Genomic DNA, 22001 nt, shown 5'->3' on the forward strand with positions numbered 1-22001 from the left:
ATGAACCCGTCTTCTCCGCTGGTCAAAGTTATGCGTACTGAACAGGATGCACTAGGAGACATGGACATTCCTGTGGATGCCTTGTACGGAATTCACACCGCACGTGCGATGAACAATTTTGCAGTCAGCGGCAGACCCGTGAACAGAAACCTGATTCAGGCTCTTGTATTGGTGAAAAAAACGGCCGCTCAAGTCAATGGTGAGCAGAAACGGATACCTGCCCGCCGGGTATCTGCCATTGTAAATGCTTGCGACGAATTACTCGCCGGACGGCATCAAGATATGTTTACCGTGGATGCCATGCAAGGCGGCGCAGGCACCAGTACCCATATGAATGTGAATGAGGTCATTGCTAATTTGGCTATCGCACATCTAGGGGGGCAGCCGGGACAATATGAGCTTGTGCATCCGCTGGATGATGTCAACTGCTGCCAATCTACGAATGATGTCTACCCCACGGCGCTACGAATTGCAGCAATACGCCTGCTGCGTCCTTTATGTGACACGATGTCTTCGTTACAAGCTGCTTTCCAGCAAAAAGAAATAGAATATGCCGACCTGCTCAAGTTAGGTCGCACACAGCTAATGGATGCCCTGCCCATGATGGCCGGGCAAGGTTTTGGTGCCAACGCAAAAGCTATTGCGCGTGACCGTTGGCGCCTCTATAAAGCCGAAGAGCGGCTGCGAGAAATCCCTATAGGAGGCACAGCGATTGGCACAGGTATAAATGCGCCCCGGGCTTATAGCTACCGAATGGTCGAAAAGCTGGCGGATGAGACTGGATTAGGGCTATGCCGTAGCGACCACCCCATGGACCCCATTCAAAATATGGATGTCTTCGTGGAGGTATCGGGTCTACTCAAATCGGCTGCCGTAAATTTGCTCAAAATATCTGGCGATTTTCGTCTGCTGGCCTCTGGCCCTTTCGGTGGTATCGGCGAATATATATTACCTCCGGTTCAAGCTGGTTCCTCTATTATGCCTGGCAAGGTTAATCCGGTAATGGCTGAAATGGCTGGATTGACAGCAATGCGCGTGATGGCCAATGATGCAGCTATAACGATGGCTGCTGCCTCTGGACAGCTGGAGCTGAACGCGTTCCTGCCGTTGATTGCCGAGTCGCTGCTGGAATCGCTGCATATTCTCAGCAATGCTGTCCAACTGTTCGAGGAACGGTGTGTGCGCGGTCTGATCGTACATGAGGAACGCTGCTCTGATAATCTGCGCAACTCAGCTGTGATGGCTTCCGCGCTGGTCGCAGAGCTTGGCTATGATGAAGCTGCTTCCATTGCATCAGCAGCCATTGCACAAGGTCGCTCACCTGAGGATATTGCAGAGGATCGTGGTCAACTGACCCGTGCGCGGATTGACCAATTATGCCATCCCTATACCGTTACAAAGCCTGGAATTCCAGGGCAGGAAGAAGGAACTCACCATGGGAATGAATGATACCCCGAGAAGTAACCGCCCGCATATCGTTCTGCTCGGTCGCCGAAATGCAGGCAAATCCAGCATTCTGAACACCTTGACCGGCCAGCCCGCCGCTGTGGTATCTCCTGTAGGAGGAACGACTACGGACCCTGTTTTCAAGCCGATGGAGCTACTCCCTGTGGGTCCTATTGTTCTGGTGGATACCGCCGGACTGGACGATGAGGGTGAGATCGGGGAGCTGCGCCGCAACAAGACGCTAGAAATTGTGAATAGTACAGACTTGGCTCTGCTCGTCATCGACGCCACTGTTGGCGTCGGTCCATTCGAGCATGAACTGCTTGAAAAGCTACGTACCAAAAAGATTCCTGTCATTGGGGTACTTAATAAAATAGACACCCTTGCTGAATCAGATCCGATGGCTGCAACACTGGAGACCAAATTGAATCTCACACTGATTCCTTTCAGTGCATCTTTGCTTCTGGGGGACACAGAACTGAAAAAAGCCATCACGAATACACTCCCCCAAAACGAAGATCGCTTCCGCATCGTAGGTGACCTGTTGTCACCTGGCGATCTGGTCGTGCTGGTGGTTCCCATCGATAAAGCTGCGCCAAAGGGTCGATTGATTCTGCCGCAGCAGCAAACGATCCGTGATACGCTAGAGAGCGATGCTATCGCTGTAGTAACCAAAGAGCATGAACTACGCTTGACGCTGGAGCGACTGGGGAGCAAGCCTCGCCTGGTCATTACCGATTCACAGGTCTTTATGAAAGTCGCAGCCGACACGCCCAAGGATGTGCCTCTTACCTCTTTCTCCATTCTGTTCGCCCGTCACAAAGGCGATCTGGACGAACTGGTGCGAGGGGCAAGAGCCATTGATCGCCTCAAGGATGGAGACCGTGTGCTCATTGCCGAAGCCTGCACTCACCAATGCCAATCTGACGATATTGGTCGAGTAAAAATCCCGCGTTGGCTCCGTCAAACGATAGGCAAACGCCTCATTATTGAGCATGCATCTGGCTCCAGTTTCCCTGACGATTTGAGTGAATATGCGTTGGTTATTCATTGCGGTGCCTGTATGCTCAATCGGCGTACAATGCTTCACCGAATGTCTGAAACGAAAGCCGCCGGGGTGCCGATTGTGAACTATGGTGTTTTCATCGCTTATGTACAGGGTGTCTTTCCCCGTGCTATTGAATGCTTTCCATCCGCTATGCTGGCATGGAAGCAAGCGGCTGAAGCCGAAAGTTATTCTTAAAATCTCGTCATTAATACTTTTTCTCTTGACATACAAAAGCAGCCGCGCTGATTCCAACGCGACTGCTTTTTATTTTCAATTCCTATTAATATAAAAATGGGAATTTCATGACGTGATTGATACTACCCATAATATATATTACTAAAAATACAAGTCGCGCTCGCCAGCTTCCAATCGTTCGAGTCTGTCAAGTGTCAAACGGCGCGTCGATTCACGTGGTATACGCTCCAGATTCTCTCGCAGCGCAGCAGCTCCCAGTTCACGTGCCTCCTCGTCCCCATAATCCAGTAGATATTCTTGGAAGGTCAGCAGCGAATTTGGCTGGCACACATTATGAATTTGTCCGGATTTAGCAAGTTCCATGAAGCGATCTCCGGTTCGTCCCTCACGATAGCAAGCTGTACAGTAACTCGGCATATATCCACCACGGCACAAACTTTTAATAATTTCCGATGGTGAGCGATGGTCTCCCACCTCAAATTGGGGCTTGTCTTCCGTGTCCTGTTTTGCATAGGCCCCTACGCCTGTAGCTGAACCTGCACTAATCTGTGACACGCCTAGGCCAATGACACGGTCTCTATATTCCGGCTCCTCGCGTGTGGACAGGATCATACCAGCATAAGGAACAGCCAGTCGAAGAACGGATACAATTTTCATAAAATCCTCATCGTTGACCAGGTACGGATATCGCTCCAGATCTACATTTTCAGCCGGACGTAATCGTGGTACCGAGACTGTATGAGGTCCGCAGCCAAAGGTTTCTTCCAAGTGCTCGGCATGTTTCAGCATCGCTACAGTTTCATAGCGGAAGTCGTACAGGCCGTATAACACACCGATCCCCACATCATCTATACCCGCACGCATGGCTCGGTCCATTGCGGTGGTGTGCCAATCAAAGTCCCGTTTTGGTCCTTGTAAGTGGAATTTACGGTAGCTTTCCCGGTGATATGTTTCCTGAAATAAAATATACGTCCCAATACCCACCTCTGCCAGCTTCCGATAGTCCTCCTCGGTTGTAGATGCAATATTTACATTGATCCGCCGAATGCTGCCGTTATCTACCTTGACCTCATAAATCTGGCGCAAACAATCGACAATATAGTCGATAGGACAATGGACTGGGTCTTCTCCCGCCTCCAGTACGAGTCGCTTGTGTCCCAGTTCTTGAAGCACTCTAACCTCCTCTACCAATTCCTCCGGGGTCAGACGACTACGTGTAAAGCTGTCATTGGTATGCTTGTAGCCACAGTATTCGCAGTTATTAACGCAGTGGTTGCTTACATATAAAGGAGCAAACAGTACAATCCGGTTGCCGTAAATTTGCTCTTTGACTGCCCGCGAGGCTTTGAACATCTCTTCCAATAATTCAGGATCTTCTACATGCAAAAGAGCCGCCGCTTCACTCGCATTCAGTCCGCGGCAGGCTCTACCCTTTTCTAAAATTTCCAAAATGCGCTGTCGATTTGTTGCATCTTGTTTCCCCTGCTCCACTGCTGCCATAATCTCCGCTTCATTAATAAAATCCGCCGACACTTTCTCTCGTACTCCACTCACGTATACCCATCTCCTTAATTTATGGTTACTGCAATGTTTCCGTTATGGCCTCATAAAGTCTTTTGTCTCAAAAGCTGACGTTGTACTCTCAAACTATCTCCACGTCCCATATCGACTTCAAATCCAGCTCCACGGATCCGCAGTTCCAAGCAATGCCGACATTGGGCAGACTCATCGCCCAAACATATTTTATTCTCATAAATGGCATACTTCGGTCTCACCGCCAGCGGGGACAAATTAGGCATCACCACATTTGCTCCCGCCTGAAGCGCCTTTTCCCTTCCTTGGGGATGAATCGTCCCCATGGCCGTGGATGCCGGAATAAGCGCGTCTGGAACAACCAATCGGGATAATGAAATGATATCAAGCGCCTTTTCCATGCTTCCCTGACTGGCATCACGGAGTGGCGTATTGCTGTGCGGTAAGAAAGGGCCAATCCCGATCATATCTGGTGACAGGCTGTGCAAATAAACCAAATCGTCTGCCAATTCGCTGTTCGTTTGTCCCGGCAATCCCACCATACATCCAGCCCCGATCTGAAATCCGATACGCTGCAACGCTCGCAGACGGCTGCGCCTGCTTTCGATCGTCATCGTCGGATGGAGCTTGGCATACAAACTGGGAGAAGCTGTCTCATGCCGAAGCAAAAAACGGTCCGCGCCCGCATCGTATAGTCGCTCATAAGTTTCGTCATCCCGTTCACCGATGGACAAAGTAACCGCCACATCCGTAAACCGGCTTTTAATTTCCCGAATTAGTTTCGTCAGCCGGGCAGTCGTAAACCAGTAGTCTTCTCCACTTTGCAAAACAAAGGTCCGATAGCCCAGTTCGTACCCCTCCGCACAACAGGCCAGAATTTCTTCCGGCTTCAACCGGTAACGGTCTGCTTGTTTATTCGAAGCGCGCAGTCCACAGTACATGCAATCCTGACGACATATACTTGAGAATTCAATTAATCCTCGTAAAAAAACACCTTTTCCATAACGCTCCAATTTGGTGCGAGCTGCCAGTTGGCGCAGTTGAGCTCGTAGCGTCGGCTCACTATCCAGACGTGTCAGCAGCTCCGTCATTTCCGTATGCGTCCATTCCTTGCCATCAGCCAGACGCAGTAATAATTCGTCCGTGACTCATCCCTTCTTCCCTCGTCCATCCGGACTTTACATCATCAGTGGCTTATGTCGTACACGTATTATTCTAACAACATTAGAGAGAAGATAACGTGACTAGTTTCACAGAAAATCCCATTTTCTGAAAATCAATTTCATTCTCAACTTTAAAACTACGTATTCATCTTTACACACAAAAAAGCTGCCTCCTCCTTTAAAGAAGAAACAGCTTTAATCGATGGTTTTGTTTTATTACTGAATCAAATCAATCGCCTGTTGGGGTACAAAATAATCAACGCCGTTAAATACGATTACACCGTTGAGCGTGTAATGTTTACCATTCAATGTAGCAATACTTTTGTATACTGGTAGCTCCAGCTTGTTACTTCCTTTGGTCACCGTGATGACTTTCGTGTCCGCAGCAAACTTGGCTCCTTTAGCTTCAAATGCAGCTTTTGCAGGAACAAACAGCTGCTTGCTGACTGTATCCAAATCCAGCCCAAGCACACGTGTCATATACTTATTTACATCAGTATTGTCGATTACACCAGATGGACGGTCTCCGTTCGGCGCGTACGTATACAACACGACATCGCCTCCTGTGTGTCCACCTGTAGTCCAGCCAATATTCGCACGTTTGCTAATGATTGGTCCGACGGCATAGTTCATACTGCCTTCTTTGGCGTCTTTTATTGTTTTTACTTCTTCGTCTGTCAAATCGGTGATGCCAAAATACGTGGAGAGCGCCTCTTTAATATTGCTGCGATCTGCATTCAGTTTGGCTTCCAAGCCTTCACCTGTCAGCTTCGCTTTTTTCAGCGGATCTATAAATGAAGCCAAAGGCGTTTTGTCATAATTGCTCGTTGTATCACTGCTACCAATCGTCAATCCACCGTTCCCGTGGTCTGTCACTGCTACGACGACTGTATTTTGGTTTTGCTTGGCGTAATCCAGAGCCACTTTCACTGCTTCGTCAAATGAAAGCACGTCACTAATAATCCCCGTTGGGTCATTAGCATGTGCCGCCCAATCCACTTTGCTGCCTTCTACCATTAAGAAAAAGCCTTTGTCATTTTTGGATAACACATCAATCGCTTTTGTTGTCATTTCTGCCAGACTGGGCTCCTTCGCTGCATCTCGATCCAGGTCATACGCAAGAGCTTCAGGTGAAAAACTGCCCCAAAGCTTGCTGGAGGTTGAATTTTTCAAACCCTCTGGTGTTGTGACATAATCATAGCCCTGGTCTTTAATTTGGGCAATTACATCTTGGCCGTCCTTACGTCCCACTGGTTCCAAAAACTTGCCGCCTCCACCTAATACGACGTCAACTCCGTTGTAGGCTTGCTGCATGCTGAGTGCATCATAATTTTTGCGGTCAGGATAATGTGCGGTAAAATCAGCTGGTGTCGCATGCATAATCTCTGAAGTAGCAATAATTCCGGTCGATTTTCCTGCCAGCTTGGAAGCCTCCAGAATGGAAGCTACAGGCTTTTTGGCCTCACCTGCTGCGATCGGTTGTTGTCCAGGCATTGTCGCTTCATCTGGAAGAACACCTACATAACCAGTATGTGATTTATGCCCTGTGGCAAAAGCAGTACCCGCCGGAGCAGAATCGGCAATCGGTGCATCCGCAGAATGCGTACGCACCATCCCACTTGCCATGCTGTCTAACGTTAAGGATGAGCCCTTGTACCATCTAGCCAGTGCAGTGGCATCATTAGCCATACCGTCTGGAATCAGAATAATTACATTTTTAATTGACGTATCCTTTTCAACTGCCATTGCTGTCCCGCCACTTACGGTTAGCATCATAGTCGCTACAAGCGCAGCCACTGACTTTTTCGTATGTATCCCCCAGCATTTTAGCATTCATTTTCCTCCCAGACCTTTTTTGTATAACCAAAACTAAGATTAATTGCGTTTTATCAGGAGAATGTTAAATGAATTCGTCATCTGTATTAACAGACTCTATTTATAAAAAAAATGCTTCATGTATATAAAACTTGTGACACATGAAATTTGTTAGGACTGTCCATTTAATTTTATTATTGTATAATCAGTCTATGATGTAATAGGAAATGCTTATAAGACAAGGAGCGTAAAGTACGATGGAATTCAGACAGCTTCAGTACACTTTGCAAATTGCAGCGGAAAAAAACTTCTCACGCGCAGCAGAAAAACTGCACATTGCTCAGCCCTCGTTGAGCCAGCAATTGTCCAAACTGGAAAAAGAGCTCGGAGTGCTGCTATTTCAACGCAACACCAGCACGGTGGAATTAACACATGCTGGAGCAAGCTTTGTGGAAAAGGCAAAAAAAATAGTCGATGCGGTGGAACAGCTCCGACAAGAAATGGACGATATCTCTCAGTTGAGAAAAGGGAAGGTCGTCGTTGGCAGTATGCCTATCACGGGCTCCCACCTGCTGCCACATGTTCTGCCTGTATTTAAGAAGGCGCATCCAGACATTGAAATCGTGTTAGTCGAAGATTCATCCATGAATCTGGAGAAAAAAACGGCCAGTGGCGATACAGACCTCAGCCTGCTCTCTCTCCCCTTAGTAGAGCCTACACTTTCTTATGTACCCATCGGTGAAGAATGGATTGATCTCGCTGTTCCTCCGGGTCACCCCCTAGCCCTGCGTAAGAACGGTACTCAGCCGCAACCCGTGCATATGGAAGAACTTAAAGACGAGCCTTTTGTCGTCCTGAAAAAAGGACAAGGCTTTCGCAAGCTGACGATGGATCTATGTCATCAAGCAGGCTTTGAACCCCATGTGGTGTTTGAAAGCACTAATATGGAGACGCTCCAATCGCTCGTCGCGACAGGCATGGGTGTGACACTGGTCCCCCGTTTTATTGCCCGTGCCGCCAGCAGCGAGTTTGTCCCAGCACTGCTGCCACTAGCCGAACCTACCCCCAGCCGTACTCTGGCGATTGCTTACCGCAACGGACGTTATTTGTCTAAAGCTGCCGAAGCCTTTATTGATACCTTCCGAGAAACAGTCAAGCAACTTTCTCAAAAGTAGGAGCAAATATGGAAAGGACCGTCTTCCTCCCCAGCCCAGCCAGAGAGGAAAACGGTCCTGGGGCTTCGCCCCTATACTTTCAACACTTCATTTAGTTCACGGGTTCGATTACACTGTTGCGATGTTGCTTCCATCTGTCTTCAACGAACCACAATTCGTTTTCATTTGAATTCCATGTCAGCTTCGCCTGATTACTCTACGCTTGCTCGGAAACTCCACTTTATCCATCCCGCATCACTTCTTTCCTTAAGGTCTCTAGTCTTGGTATCCCAAGAATGTCCTACCTCAGTTCCAATGTGCTGTGTGATCCCAAAGTGCCTGTCCTCGCTTTGTTGTGATCAAGGTGTCCCTAAATGTGGTGGACTTTTATCCTGATCATAGCCCATTTCATAGTTGTTTCCGACAACCTGTCTATTTAAGCCTCTCGGCCGTGACAGGCCATCCCTATTCGCCAGTTCGGATCTACTTTGGTTATCCATCGTTATCAACCTCCTGGTGTCGGGATACTATTATAATACACCTATAGGCTGTATCTGAAACAGGCGGGACAATTTTTTATTGGGAAGAACCAAATGCTTGCTGCACGTCATCTTCACTCACTTGTGTCTTAATAACCAGTTTCGAAGGATCTTGAGGCGAATATATAACCTCTACAATACTTCCCTGCTGGAGTTTGGATAGTTGGGAAGAAAAAACATCCTTTTGCGTGGTTACATCAAATGTCTCGCCATTGCTTTTCGTTACTGTCAGTGTGAATTGAAGCTTGATTTTATTGGGCCTCGCTTCCCCCATGGGTCTGACATCCAGTATCTTCGCATAGGCCTGCTCGCCGGTTTTGGCAATTTCCATCAGCTCAGGCGATACGCCCTGCTTGACCATCTGCTCATTCATTAACGCTTGCAAATCCATTTGTGACACCTGACCTTTCAGGTCAAGACCTACCTTCATTTTGTTTCTCTCTGATATGATCAACGGAATGATTGTGCCTGGCTGAAATTGAGCCATGGAGGTCAATGGAATAATCGTCGTTAAAGCAGTATCATATTTGTCTTCTCCCTGCTTGGTTACGGTCAACCCGAGCTTTACCTGCGGCTGGTTGTTTATATATGTGCCTGTTTGTTGAACACTTGTAATGATTCCCACTCCAGAAACACCCTTCTTGATTTTACCGCCTCCAAAAAATAGACCTAAAATGCTAGGCAGAAATATAAGCGCAAAGCCTGTGTAAATTAACGGCCGATACCATGGCGCCTCCATAATTAAAAATGGATCATCCCATAAATATTCAGCCAGAAAAGGTGAAAACCCAACGCCAAACACCAGAAGTAACCCGATCAGACTCAGAAATCCTTTCATCTTCTAAAACCCCTTTTTCAATCATCTATTTTAAAAAATATGCTCGTAAGAAAGGTGAACCGACTCTATTCATTTACGCTGTCACGAGCCCCATATAAATCAGCTCTGAGGGATTTACCGGGTTGCTACCCAGCCCCACCGTATCTCCAGGCCGCGGAATTTGCAGCTTGGAAACGAGGGTTTCCAGCGTTTTTTGATATCGGTTGCCGCTAACTTCTGTCACATCTAGTACTAGCACCACAATCGGATCAAAATTCACGAGCTTCCCGGTATCTGTTACCGAAATAACAACCGCAGTCCCTGCCATCGTCAATCCACTGTTAGCCGCCGTTTGAGTTTGCCTTGCCGAGGTTAAGCTCTGGTTGATCTGTTCCCGCTGCTCTTGGGGGATAAGACCTTTCATATATAATCCAGACAATCCCTTATTCATCAGTTGATCTGCATGTTCTATCGCATCCTGCTGTTTTTTCTTCTTGCCGAAAAAGTTCATCATGTAGCTGCACCTCGTATACTGTATTGTTGTTCCTTATGAATTCAGTATAGAAGACGGTATCCGGCATCACAATACGTTTTGGCACATACAAATAAACCGAAAAAACAGCAGCTTTAATCTGCATTTTATCGGTTTATTTTTGAATTTTGGCATGGTTTGCACAAAATTTTACTCAATTCGGAGCATTCTTTCGTATGATCGTCCAATGGTTTTGTGAAAAACGAGTGCATTCAGACTATTTTTTACGCAAAAGATAGACCAATTTGCGATAATACGCTGATGATTCCTTATAACGCCGACTGTCCTCGGACACTACAGCCAGCGTTTCATATAGCTGCTCAAGCCGCGTAGGATGCTGGAGGGCTTCAAAATAAGGCAAACATTGCAAAGCATGCATCCAAAAAGCATCTTGATTCCCCTGGGCAAGCGCAAGCTGGCTTTCATAAAAATCAAGCCCCATTTGCTGATCTGTTGTCAGATTAGTTTTGCGCAGCAAATCCAGATGCTGTGAGAGCAGCCCCCAGTTTTTCCGGGCAAACGCAATCTCGCAGCGATATATCAGCGTAACAGGCAGCATCATTTGCTGCATTTCCTCGCGCTCCCGACTCACCAGTGCTTCAAAACGCACTACTTCCTCCAAGGCCTTATCCAACTCGCCAATCGACGTTAGCATAATAATCCGATTGTTCAGGATCGTCGTGAGCATATCTGCTGCATTTTCCAAATAGACCAAATTGGCTTCTGCCATAGACAACGTTAACAGTGCTTCCTGCACAGACCCCATAGCAAAACAATAACCGCTGTAAGCCACATACAGGCCTGTCAAACGGTGAAAAAGCCGATCGTCATATATCCTGCGCATCGTCTGCTCGAACACCTGCTTTGCCTGATCAAATTGCTTGACCTGAATGCAGGCCTCCATCATAATGTTTTGCGCATTGAGCCAGTTTTCCGTTCCCTCTTCCACTAGGCGGATGAGCTGCGTAACGCTATTTAGTACATCATAATAATGGTTTTTAGACCGGAAATACTGAATCTTATAAAATAAAATTGCTTTTTTTAGCGGTGCAGGCAGCTCCACCTCATCCGAGCGACCAAACTTCTCCAAGTAAAAATTCAAATAGGTTTGATGTAAATATTCATAGGCCGTTGGGTCATTGATCTGCTGAAAATAAACAGCCTTCATCAAATAAGTCGTCATTTCCACGACAAGCGAATCATTGCGATCCTCCAGCTGATTCACATAGCTTTCCGTCGTGGTGTTAGCCAGCTTGGACAGCTCTGTGAAAATCTTATCCGCTGTAACCAGCGTCTCCTCATCTTCTGCCGATGCACGCAATAGGTAGGAAGGTTGTACACCTAGCCGCTCAGCAATTTGCTCAGCCAGATCCTCAGCCATCGGGTAACGGTCAGCTAGTATATTCGCAAAATGTGCAGGTGTAACTAATCCGTCTACCAATTCTTTACGGGACAGGTTTTTCTTTTTACACAAAAATTCAATACGTTCCTTAAGCATGGATTAATCCTTTCTACACTGATTATCGGTCATACAGTAGGGGGCGCCGATCTTCAAACACCGGAATACGCCCACGCACGTCCTGAACCAAGGCAGACTCAATGAATCCTGTGACAATTTCCTCCTGCTCTCCACCCTCGGCCATGATTTCTCCCCATGGATCGATGATGAGCGAATGCCCGAAGAAATCGGTATCTCCACTACGACCTACACGGTTACAAGCAATGACGTACATTTGGTTTTCAATAGCTCGTGCGGTCAGCAGGGTGCGCCAGTGATGAAGCCGTGGATGGGGCCATTCTGCGGGTACAATCAGCAAATTTGCTCCGGATAGAGCCAGACTGCGAGCCAATTCAGGAAAACGAATATCGTAACAGATTGATGCTCCGGCCTGTATCCCACCATCCAGTGTGAATACCACCTTTTCCTCGCCAGGCTGTAAATATTTCTCTTCATCCATAAGTCGGAACAGATGGATTTTGGAGTACGAAGCCACCTCTGTGCCTGTACGGTCAAAAACGAGCATCGTATTATACACATGACCGTCGCTTTTTTTCTCTGCAATCGACCCTGCTACTACATTTACTTGATGTGTGGCAGCAAACGCCGCTATCCATGCCCGAGTCTCCGTTCCTTCCTCGTCCGCCAGCTCTTGAATGCGATCCAAGGCATAACCTGTATTCCACATTTCCGGCAGAACAATCAGATCCGGCTTCTGTTCGGCCTTTACCGCTTGTTCCATTAAAAATCGAATATGACTGTTGTTTTCCGTGGGATTTCCTATTTCTATATGAGCTTGTATAAGTGCCACACCGAATGGCTGAGCTTTCTGATACGTCAAAATCCTTCATCCTCTCTGTAAGTCGGAACTTTCCGTGCCCCATTGTCCGGTATTTTCTCCCATCATAGCCCGATTAGTCTGGATTACGCAACCCATGCAAGCTTAATTCCCCCTATACAACTCGGTAAAATCGTGATAGATTGTTTCTTAAACTATTCCAAAAGGTCGTGTGCATGGATGACTCATTTTTCTATTCCCTCCGCTGACATCATGAAACAGTTACCCACTCAATTTTTTGCCACACTTGTACAAAATGTAAACCGTGAAATTGCAGCAGGGCATGATGTCATTAATCTTGGCCAGGGAAACCCGGATACTCCCACTCCTTCTCATATTGTTAAAGCTTTGCAGGAATCGGCGGATAACCCGCTATATCATAAGTATTCACCTTTTCGCGGTTACAGCTTTCTCAAAGAAGCCATTGTCCAGCGCTATCAGGAGGATTACGGTGTAACGCTTGACCCGGAAAGCGAGGTCGCCATCCTGTTTGGCGGAAAAACAGGCTTGGTTCAGCTACCGCAAGTTCTGCTCAATCCCGGCGATGTGTGTCTCGTCCCTGATCCCGGTTACCCCGATTACTGGTCTGGCGTAGCCTTGGCTAAAGCGGAAATGTCCTTCCTCCCCTTAAAGGAAGAGAACCGTTTCCTGCCCGATTACGAAGCCATTGCCGAAGAAGATCGCCGCCGCGCCAAATTAATGTTCCTTAACTATCCGAATAATCCGACTTCGGCGACTGCTCCACTTTCCTTATACGAGGAAACGGTTGAATTTGCGCTACGTAACGGTATTGTGGTTGCCAGTGATTTTGCCTATGGCGCTATTGGATTCGATGGCAAGCGGCCTGTAAGCTTCCTTCAGGCCGAGGGGGCTAAGGATGTGGGGATTGAGTTCTATACCTTGTCCAAAACATACAATATGGCAGGCTGGCGTGTTGGTTTCGCGCTCGGTAATGCCAAAATCATTTCGCTGATTAATTTGCTACAGGACCATATTTATGTCAGCCTGTTTGGCGGCATTCAGGCAGCAGCGGCGACAGCCCTGACGTCCTCACAGGAATGCGTAACCGAGCTGGTGGCTCGCTATGAATCACGCCGTAACGCTTTTTATGATGCCCTTGGGCAAATAGGCTGGAAGGCGACGCGTCCAAGCGGCTCCTTCTTCAGCTGGTTGCCTGTGCCGCAGGGCTATACTTCGGCTTCCTTTGCGGATCTGCTGCTGCGTGAAGCCAAGGTAGCTGTCGCTCCAGGGGTTGGGTTCGGTAGCGGCGGCGAAGGATATGTACGAGCAGGGCTTCTGAGCTCAGAAGCTCGTCTCGCCGAGGCGGCTGATCGAATCGGCAAGCTAAACCTGTTTGGTTAAGCCGTATTTTCCAGCTACAACTTCTTTGCCAAACCTGGTCTTTTCGTGGTATTCTGTATCCAATATCATTTAGCGCGTTGAAGGGACTATTAAGAGAGGCTCAGTCCTGTTCAGAGAGTAAATTCCGATAGGCTGCAAGAATTTACCTGGACTCTCTCCCAACTCCTACCCCCGAGCGCCCTGCGCAATCAGGCGGTTCCTGCCGTTAACAGGGTTCAAGTGGGATGATCATGAATCATCAATGAAGGTGGTACCGCGGAAGCACAAACTTTCGTCCTTTGTATACAAAGGATGGAAGTTTTTTTGCATTAAAAAGAGTAAAATTAAGGAAGTGGACATCTTGTCAACACGTATCGTCATTAAAATCGGCAGCAGCTCCCTGACTGGAGTGGAAGGTGGTCTGAATCGGGAAGCCATCGCTTATTTTGCTAGGGAAATCAGCTTGCTTCGTGCAAAAGGCCATGAAGTGCTACTGGTTACTTCAGGCGCTGTAGCCGCCGGGTTCCGGGAAATTGGGTATCCTTTCCGGCCCAAACTGCTGCATGAAAAGCAAGCGGCCGCTGCCGTAGGCCAAGCTCTTCTCATGCAAGCCTATGAGCAGGCTTTTAAAAATTTTGACCTCGTGATCGCGCAGGTTCTGCTGACCCGTAGTGACTTCTTGAGCCGCAAACGGATGAACAATGCCGGAATGACCGTAGAAGAATTGCTGCGCCAGCAGGTTATCCCGATTTTTAACGAAAATGACACCGTATCGATTGACGAATTGAAATTCGGTGATAACGATATGCTGTCTGCGCTAGTTGCTAATCTGGTCAAGGCCCAGCATTTGATTATCATTACGGATACCGATGGCGTATATACGGCAGACCCGCGCAAGCATCCGAATGCCGTACGTTTTGAACGTATCGAGGAAATTACAGAGGAGATTTATGCATTAGCCGGAGGTTCCGGATCAGCAGTAGGAACTGGCGGCATGCGATCCAAAATCGAGGCTGCTAAAGTAGCTACACGCGGAGGTGTGCCTGTATATGTGGGTCGCGTAAGTGAGAATGGCGATTTGGACGCAGCCGTCGCAGGGCATGGACCGGGCACTTATTTTGATACTCACCTGTCTTCACTGCCGATGAAAAAACAATGGCTTGGATTTATGTCCACCCCTCTTGGCTCGGTGCATGTAGACCAAGGAGCCGAGGAGGCGTTGGTACACGGAGGGCATAGCCTGCTTCCGGTCGGCGTACGCCGTGTCGAGGGCAGCTTTCATGCCGGAGATGTCGTTGAGGTGCTGGGACCGGAAAATAAGATATTAGGACGCGGCATCGTAAATTATGATGATGAACAGCTTCGAATCGTACAAGGTTTACCCAGCGGCGAGGTTGTGGGCAAAATTGGCCCTATTCACCGGCTTGAGGTGATCCACAGGGACGAATGGATTACATTATGTATGTAGGGAGGCCATATTATGAGTGATTTAACGACAAACACAGCAAAAACAGAAAAAAACCAGTTCAGTGAAGTACGAACCAAAGCAAGTCTCGCGAAAAAAAGTGCCATCATTATGAACCGACTGACTACAGCCCAAAAAAATGAAGCATTGCTTGCTATGGCTGAAGCTCTAGTGAACCATACGGAGGAGCTGATTGCAGCGAATCAAATGGACCTGAAACGTGGAAAGGAACTGGGAACGTCGGAATCGCTGCTCGACCGCCTCAAGCTGACCGAGGAGCGAATCGGAGCTATCGCCGAAGGATTACGCCAGATTGCTGTGCTACCTGATCCGGTCGGTGATACGCTTGAGCAAATTGAACGTCCCAACGGTCTGCGAATTGAAAAAATACGTGTTCCACTAGGTGTCATTGGCATTATATATGAAGCACGTCCAAATGTGACTGTGGATGCTGCGGGTCTGTGCTTGAAAACAGGCAATCCGGTTGTGCTGCGCGGCGGTTCGGCTGCTCTCTCCTCCAATCGCAAAATTATTGAAGTGCTCCAGCAAGCGCTAGACGCCACAGCCGTGCCGCGCGAAGCACTTCAACTTATTGAGGATTCAGACCGTGCCTCTGTCAACGAAATGCTTACGTTGAATGGCTTGCTGGATGTGATTATTCCACGCGGCGGGCGTTCACTCATTCAAAATGTTGTTCAGAACGCTACCGTGCCTGTCATCGAAACAGGGGCTGGCGTATGCCATACATTCCTGGACGCAACAGCGAATGCAGAAATGGCCGAAGCCATTACACTCAACGCCAAGGTGCAAAGACCGTCTGTATGCAACTCGATGGAAACATTGCTTGTGCACTCGGATTATGCACAAGCACATTTAACAGAATTAGCAGAACGTTTCCGTAATGCCGGGGTTGAGCTGCGCGGTTGTGCGCGGACACAAGAACTGGTTCCTTGGGCTGTTCCTGCTACGGAAGAGGATTATGGCACCGAGTACAATGATTACATTTTGAATGTCAAAGTCGTAAACCATTTGGACGAAGTACTGGAGCATATTGCCCGTTATGGTACGATGCATTCAGAGTGTATCGTCACCGAGGATACAGCTCATGCTGAGCGTTTTCTGCAAGAAGTGGACGCGGCAGCTGTGTACCACAATGCATCCACCCGCTTCACGGATGGCTTTGAGTTTGGATTTGGTGCCGAGATCGGAATCAGCACACAAAAATTACATGCCCGTGGCCCAATGGGGTTGCCTGCCTTGACTTCAACCAAATACCGCGTGTACGGTACTGGACAAATCAGGGAATAATATCATAAATCAATCCGTAATTTTGGAGGTTATGAATCCATGTGTGAATCACAAACAAAGGTGTTAATTAACGAACAAATTACGTTTTTCGGAGCAGGCTCAATGGCAGAGGCTATTATTCGTGGGATGACGAATCGTTCTGTCGTCAAACGTGACGGGATTACCGTCATCAACCGCAGTAATCAGGCTCGTCTTGAAGAACTTCAGCAGCAATACGGAGTATTATTCCAAACTGAAGAAGCCGCCAAAACGGAACTGCTGCGTCATTCTCCAGTGATCGTGCTTGCCATGAAACCTAAAGACGCTGCCAAGGCCCTTGGACAGCTCGGCCCCCTCCTGTCAGATGAACAGCTGATCATTTCAGTCATCGCCGGATTGTCTATTCGCACTATGCAAACATTGCTGGGTCGCAAGCAGCCCATCGCGCGGACGATGCCTAATACGTCCAGCTCGATTGGACTCGGTGCCACAGGCATCAGCTTTTCTAAGGAGATCAGCGAAAGTCAGCGTAAAAACGTGCTTACGATATTCGAATCTGTAGGTACGGTAACGGTTATAGAAGAAGAGAAAATGGATATATTGACTGGCATTTCCGGAAGCGGCCCTGCCTATGTCTACTACTTAATGGAAGCCATGATCGCCGGGGGAATCCGCGGTGGCTTGACTCCTGAACAAGCACACGAATTAACGGTGCAAACTGCGCTTGGAGCAGCACGCATGGTACAGCAAACTGGAGAGGAGCCTTCTGCTCTTCGCCACAAAATCATGTCTCCTAACGGCTCCACGGTAGCTGCATTGGAAACACTGGACAAAGGTGACTTCTACGAAACGGTGATTGCGGCGGTGCAGCGGTGTGCTGAACGATCCCGTGAGATGGGAGCTGTACTTAAGGAGGGAATTGAATGAGCTATTGCCTGGCGACCTACCGAGTATACGATGACAGAGCTGATTTTAACCAAAAGGCCCAATCAATTGCCATCGGCATGACGGTGGGCAGCTGGACTGAGCTCCCTCAGGCCAAGCGGGCTGCGATGCAAAAACACCTTGGTTCTGTTCAATCTGTAGATATTCACGATGGAGGCCCTGGTGAGCGGTACGCCGACCTGACCATCGCTTACCCGGATGTCAATTTCAGCCGAGATATCCCCGCTTTGCTGGTTACGGTCTTCGGCAAAATTTCAATGGACGGCCGAATTAAGCTGACGAAGCTGGGTTTCTCGGAAGCCTTCCTCTCTGCTTTTTCGGGACCGAAATTTGGTATCAGCGGCTTGCGCGATCAGCTTGGCGTGTATGATCGACCTCTGCTTATGAGCATTTTCAAATCCGTGATTGGGCTCAACTTGGACGAACTGCGTGAACAGTTTACCCGTCAGGCTCTCGGCGGCGTCGATCTGATCAAGGACGACGAGATCTTATTTGAAAATGCGCTGACGCCGATTGAAAAACGTGTTGAAGCCTGTATCCGGGCCGCTGAAGCGGCTGAGCGTGAAACTGGTAAAAAGCTGCTGTATGCCGCTAATTTAACCGGTCCAACCTCGCAGCTCAAGGCGCAAGCCCTCAAGGCTATCGACGCAGGCGCGAACGCGTTACTGTTTAACGTGCTGGCCTACGGTTATGATGTGCTGCATGAACTTAGCAGCGATCCCGCCATCTCAGTGCCAATTGCAGCCCATCCTTCATTAGCGGGTGCTGCTTACCCATCGCCTCATTACGGCATATCGGCGTCCGTCCTGCTCGGTCAGCTTATGCGTCTGGCTGGCGCTGACCTTGTTCTCTTCCCTTCTCCCTACGGCTCCGTGACGATGCCACGTGAGGAGAACATGGCGATCCGCGACGAACTGATCACCCTTGATTCACCGCTGAAGGCCAGCATGCCTGTCCCTTCCGCAGGGATTCACCCAGGGCTGGTACCGCTCATTGTACGCGACTTTGGTACCGATGTGGTGGTTAACGCTGGGGGCGGTATTCACGGACATCCACTGGGGACAGAAGCTGGTGGCCGCGCCTTTGTACAAGCGATTGAAGCGGTCCAGCAAAATGTCCCGCTGGCACAATACGCCCGTACTCATCCTGAGCTGCAATCTGCGCTCGACACGTGGGGAGGCGAACGATGAGCACTACAAAGAAGCCCGTCATTTTTTGCGATTTTGACGGGACCATTACAAACAGCGACAATATTGTCGCTATAATGAAGCATTTTCAGCCTGCGGGCTATGAACCTATCATGCATCAAATTGTGAACGGACATATGTCCATTCGTGAAGGTGTAGGGGCGATGTTTGCCCTCATGCCTTCAGAGCAAAAGGACGAAATTATCTCCTATGTACTTGGACAAGCGGGTATACGTGAGGGCTTTGCACGCTTTTTGGACTTTGTCCGAGAGCAGCAGATTGAATTTTTCGTTACTAGCGGCGGCATTGACTTTTTTATTGATCCATTGCTAAAACCGTTTAATATTCCACACAAACACATTTATTGCAATGGAGCGGATTTTTCGGGGGATCACATCCAGATAACGTGGCCGCATCAATGTGAGGAACCGTGTAAAAATGACTGCGGCATGTGCAAAACAACCGTCATTCGTCAATACCCTCCCGAGCAATACGAACGGATTTTGATTGGCGACAGCCTGACCGATTTTGAAGGAGCCAAAATTGCCGACTTCGTGTACTCCCGCTCGCATCTGACTTTAAAGTGTCAAGAGCTTGGTGTACCACATGTACCCTTTGAGACATTTGACGATATTATCAAGGATTTAAAGCAAAAACAGGAGCAGGGGGTACTGTAATGAGTTTTAACCTGGCAGACATTTCATTCGAGGAAAAACGCCGTGCTCTGGAAGAACTTGCTGATGTCAAGGAGCTATTCGCCTCGCGCAACTGGTTCCTAGGCACAAGCGGCAATTTGTCGATCCGAATTGGTGATTTTCATCCTGAACAATTTTATTTTGCAGTCACCGCTAGCGGCAAGGATAAAACCAAGCGCACTCCTGAGGATTTTCTGTTTGTAAATCAATACGGAAAAGCAGCAGAAGCCACAAACCTCAAGCCAAGTGCAGAAACGCTCATCCATTGCGAAATTTACCGATTGACAGGCTGTGGAGCGGTTTTTCATGTGCATACCGTGTTTAACAACCTGATTTCTGAATATTACGGCGAGCAGGGCTTTGTACCTGTACAAGGCATCGAGCTCATTAAAGCTTTTAACATTTGGGAGGAAAATGCCGCCATTCAGATTCCCGTGCTGCCCAATTATGCTGATATCGCCTCGATTGCCAAGCTGGTGCCGGGCGTGCTGAATGATCAGGTTCCAGGGATTTTATTACGTAATCACGGTATTTATGCGTGGGGGCGTGATGTGTTTGAAGCTAAAAAGCATCTGGAGGCGTTTGAGTTTCTGTTTGAAACGACCTATCGCTCCCTGCTGCTAAAAGCTTTGAAATGAATAACATGTAAATATTAAAGATGCATATCGGTGAACTATAAAAAGTGGTCATCAAATTTCGGGAACGGAGCCTAGCGAAAGCACGGTACGTTCTCTTTTTTATTTCAAAAGGGTTCTAGCCCACTGGCAAGATAAAAATGAGTTGAGGTGATCAGGTGAGTAAAGTTTTAGAAGATATGATATTACATTTAGAAAAGCAACTGATGCATGCTCGGAGAGAGGGTTTTGAAAGATAATTCTACACCATATCGAATATTTCCTTTTCCCTAATAAATCCTTAAATTCAATATCGTAAAAAAACGTCCCCTATTGGGGACGCTCCAGCGTGAATTGCTCTCCTAGCTTCGCATAGTTATTCCCGGCCAATCGACTCACCGGACGCAACTCCTTGGCAATCACATATGTATTTTGGTACGCTTCCTCCGACAAATGATACTGCACTACGCGACCAATTAATAGATCACAGGCAGGTGTGTTCTCCTTGCCTCCCAGCGGGATCACTTTCTCCAAAATACATTCCATGCGAATCTTCGCCTCAGTTACACCCGGAACGGCGATTTTTGTACTCTGGATCGGGGTGAGACCTGCCAGTGCAACCTCACTCTCCTCCGGCGACAGACGGGAAGCCGTCACATTCACCGCCCCGACGTTGTCTTCATCTGTAATATGTACGACAAAAGCCTTATGCTCTATCGCATTACGTGCTGTATCTTTGGAAACTCCATCAACACGCTGTACGGATACAGACAGCAGTGGCGGCTCGGCGGCAACGATGGAAAAATAACTGAACGGAGCACCATTCAGCACCCCTTCGCTGCTCAAAGTCGTAACAAACGCTACCGGCCTTGGGATAATACTTCCGGTCAACAGCTTATAATTTTCACGCTCTGTAAGTGTGTCAGGATTCAGTGAAATCATTTTTTCCCTCTTTTCCGGTTACATCCGCTCTTCGAATGCATATCATCAAATTACGCCTGATAAGCAACTATATCTTTGAACTAGTGACATAGCTGAAAACCCAGGCTCCCTAACAAGTATCGCGCGTATAATACAAAATGTAAAGCTGAAGCTGGAAGCACTCTCTATTTTTCAATCACATTTCCCTGACTGTCACGCACAGTAACCACTATTCCCTCAGGCACAGCAATGGTAACGTCCAGCTGATGATGTGTTTGCATAAAACGTGTGGGAACCTGGCTGAGAAGTACATATAGTGTATCTCCAATTTGCTTTGTCTGATACAGTTCCGTTCCTTTGAAATCCTCCTCATTGCCTGTATATACATAACTCCCGAACACATGCACCTCCGGTGAGGTGGTTGCGTCAATTTTAACTGCATAAGGGTCTTCACCCTGCACAATCACCTTGGTCACTCCGGCAGGCAGCTTTTCATGCCAATCTGGAAGAATCCTTGTTTCCTGTACCGAACTCATTATTTCTCTAACTTGCGGAGTGATCCCTAATGAACTAACCAGCGCAAATCCAATACAACAAAAAACCAATACCGCCGTAATAAACATGCTGAACACATCATATCGAATGCGCTCACGTGTCCCTTTCCAGGCAGTATACATTAAAATTTCCAGTCCCAGCAAAACAAATACGACAGGCCACCAGGTTAGCGCCTGATCCAGTATGCCTGCTCCCCAAAACTTGGAGGCAAACATTACGCCGCCCAGCAGCACCAAGAACAGTCCCATGGACAGTCTTCCGACTTTCCATACGCCTGTTGGCGCGTTGGAGTTCTTAGAGGTACCATTCTTATGAGATAAAGTGCCCAATATGCCTGTTGCACCAGTCATGTCGTTTTGAGAGTGATGGGCTCCCTTAAAGGAAGCCTCACTCTTTGAAAATTCAGTATCCAT

Annotated in this window: 20 protein-coding genes; 10 read left to right on the plus strand and 10 right to left on the minus strand. The window is 48.0% G+C overall.

Annotated elements, in window-relative coordinates:
• Together ACQQ6X_RS04450 and hydF are read left to right on the plus strand one after the other, a co-directional pair.
• The gene (locus tag ACQQ6X_RS04450; protein WP_305164385.1) at positions 1–1449 is read left to right on the plus strand and encodes an aspartate ammonia-lyase; all 1449 of its coding nucleotides are present in this window, start codon (positions 1–3) and stop codon (positions 1447–1449) included.
• Positions 1436–2689 (plus strand): [FeFe] hydrogenase H-cluster maturation GTPase HydF, encoded by a 1254-nt coding sequence (hydF, locus tag ACQQ6X_RS04455; protein ID WP_305164386.1) that lies wholly within the window; start codon positions 1436–1438, stop codon positions 2687–2689. Before ACQQ6X_RS04450 ends, hydF begins: the two co-directional genes overlap by 14 nt.
• A 141-nt stretch (positions 2690–2830) precedes the next feature.
• Here the strand turns inward: hydF and hydG are convergent, their stop codons facing one another.
• The 3 genes from hydG to ACQQ6X_RS04470 all read right to left on the minus strand — a co-directional run bounded on the left by hydG (position 2831) and on the right by ACQQ6X_RS04470 (position 7218).
• Positions 2831–4243, minus strand: coding sequence for a [FeFe] hydrogenase H-cluster radical SAM maturase HydG (gene hydG / locus ACQQ6X_RS04460; protein WP_305164387.1), 1413 nt, complete (start codon positions 4241–4243; stop codon positions 2831–2833).
• 50 nt (positions 4244–4293) lie between these two features.
• Positions 4294–5346 carry a [FeFe] hydrogenase H-cluster radical SAM maturase HydE gene (gene hydE, locus ACQQ6X_RS04465; protein WP_305165054.1) on the minus strand — a complete coding sequence of 351 codons (1053 nt, stop codon included), beginning with the start codon at positions 5344–5346 and terminating at the stop codon, positions 4294–4296.
• Between the two features lie 255 nt (positions 5347–5601).
• Positions 5602–7218 carry an alkaline phosphatase gene (locus ACQQ6X_RS04470; RefSeq protein ID WP_305164388.1) on the minus strand — a complete coding sequence of 539 codons (1617 nt, stop codon included), beginning with the start codon at positions 7216–7218 and terminating at the stop codon, positions 5602–5604.
• A gap of 239 nt (positions 7219–7457) precedes the next feature.
• On the opposite strand from ACQQ6X_RS04470, the gene ACQQ6X_RS04475 reads away from it, so the two are divergent.
• Positions 7458–8375 (plus strand): LysR family transcriptional regulator, encoded by a 918-nt coding sequence (locus ACQQ6X_RS04475; RefSeq protein WP_063213430.1) that lies wholly within the window; start codon positions 7458–7460, stop codon positions 8373–8375.
• Positions 8376–8713: 338 nt separating this feature from the next.
• On the opposite strand, the gene ACQQ6X_RS04480 is transcribed toward ACQQ6X_RS04475, so the two are convergent.
• The 5 genes from ACQQ6X_RS04480 to ACQQ6X_RS04500 all read right to left on the minus strand — a co-directional run bounded on the left by ACQQ6X_RS04480 (position 8714) and on the right by ACQQ6X_RS04500 (position 12581).
• A complete protein-coding gene (locus ACQQ6X_RS04480; protein WP_305164389.1) occupies positions 8714–8854 on the minus strand; it encodes a hypothetical protein in 141 nt (46 codons plus the stop codon).
• 76 nt (positions 8855–8930) lie between these two features.
• The gene (locus tag ACQQ6X_RS04485; RefSeq protein WP_305164390.1) at positions 8931–9731 is read right to left on the minus strand and encodes a DUF3592 domain-containing protein; all 801 of its coding nucleotides are present in this window, start codon (positions 9729–9731) and stop codon (positions 8931–8933) included.
• Between the two features lie 73 nt (positions 9732–9804).
• On the minus strand, positions 9805–10224 hold the full coding sequence (locus ACQQ6X_RS04490; protein WP_305164391.1) for a hypothetical protein: 420 nt from the start codon (positions 10222–10224) through the stop codon (positions 9805–9807).
• Between the two features lie 235 nt (positions 10225–10459).
• A complete protein-coding gene (locus ACQQ6X_RS04495; protein WP_305164392.1) occupies positions 10460–11740 on the minus strand; it encodes a helix-turn-helix domain-containing protein in 1281 nt (426 codons plus the stop codon).
• A 22-nt stretch (positions 11741–11762) separates the two neighbouring features.
• The gene (locus ACQQ6X_RS04500; protein WP_305164393.1) at positions 11763–12581 is read right to left on the minus strand and encodes a carbon-nitrogen family hydrolase; all 819 of its coding nucleotides are present in this window, start codon (positions 12579–12581) and stop codon (positions 11763–11765) included.
• Positions 12582–12758: 177 nt separating this feature from the next.
• On the opposite strand from ACQQ6X_RS04500, the gene ACQQ6X_RS04505 reads away from it, so the two are divergent.
• The 7 genes from ACQQ6X_RS04505 (at position 12759) to mtnB (ending at position 20136) form a co-directional block, all read left to right on the plus strand.
• The gene (locus ACQQ6X_RS04505) at positions 12759–13940 is read left to right on the plus strand and encodes a pyridoxal phosphate-dependent aminotransferase (protein ID WP_305164394.1); all 1182 of its coding nucleotides are present in this window, start codon (positions 12759–12761) and stop codon (positions 13938–13940) included.
• A gap of 241 nt (positions 13941–14181) precedes the next feature.
• Positions 14182–15387 (plus strand): glutamate 5-kinase, encoded by a 1206-nt coding sequence (proB, locus tag ACQQ6X_RS04510; protein WP_305164395.1) that lies wholly within the window; start codon positions 14182–14184, stop codon positions 15385–15387.
• Positions 15388–15399: 12 nt separating this feature from the next.
• Entirely contained in the window at positions 15400–16692 is a 1293-nt protein-coding gene (locus ACQQ6X_RS04515; RefSeq protein ID WP_305164396.1) for a glutamate-5-semialdehyde dehydrogenase, read from the plus strand.
• 39 nt (positions 16693–16731) lie between these two features.
• A complete protein-coding gene (gene proC, locus ACQQ6X_RS04520) occupies positions 16732–17598 on the plus strand; it encodes a pyrroline-5-carboxylate reductase (protein WP_305164397.1) in 867 nt (288 codons plus the stop codon).
• A complete protein-coding gene (locus tag ACQQ6X_RS04525; RefSeq protein ID WP_305164398.1) occupies positions 17595–18806 on the plus strand; it encodes a 2,3-diketo-5-methylthiopentyl-1-phosphate enolase in 1212 nt (403 codons plus the stop codon). Before proC ends, ACQQ6X_RS04525 begins: the two co-directional genes overlap by 4 nt.
• Positions 18803–19480 carry a 2-hydroxy-3-keto-5-methylthiopentenyl-1-phosphate phosphatase gene (locus ACQQ6X_RS04530; protein WP_305164399.1) on the plus strand — a complete coding sequence of 226 codons (678 nt, stop codon included), beginning with the start codon at positions 18803–18805 and terminating at the stop codon, positions 19478–19480. The genes ACQQ6X_RS04525 and ACQQ6X_RS04530 overlap by 4 nt, the downstream gene beginning before the upstream one ends.
• Positions 19480–20136, plus strand: a complete 657-nt coding sequence (gene mtnB / locus ACQQ6X_RS04535; RefSeq protein ID WP_305164400.1) for a methylthioribulose 1-phosphate dehydratase — start codon at positions 19480–19482, stop codon at positions 20134–20136. The genes ACQQ6X_RS04530 and mtnB overlap by 1 nt, the downstream gene beginning before the upstream one ends.
• Positions 20137–20442: 306 nt before the next feature.
• Here mtnB and ACQQ6X_RS04540 read toward each other — a convergent pair whose 3' ends face one another.
• Positions 20443–21054: a flavin reductase family protein gene (locus tag ACQQ6X_RS04540; protein WP_305164401.1), complete on the minus strand. Its 612-nt coding sequence runs from the start codon at positions 21052–21054 to the stop codon at positions 20443–20445.
• A 164-nt stretch (positions 21055–21218) separates the two neighbouring features.
• Entirely contained in the window at positions 21219–22001 is a 783-nt protein-coding gene (locus ACQQ6X_RS04545) for a hypothetical protein (RefSeq protein ID WP_305164402.1), read from the minus strand.

The sequence above is a fragment of the Paenibacillus ottowii genome (assembly GCF_050516475.1).
GTDB classification, from domain to species: domain Bacteria; phylum Bacillota; class Bacilli; order Paenibacillales; family Paenibacillaceae; genus Paenibacillus; species Paenibacillus ottowii.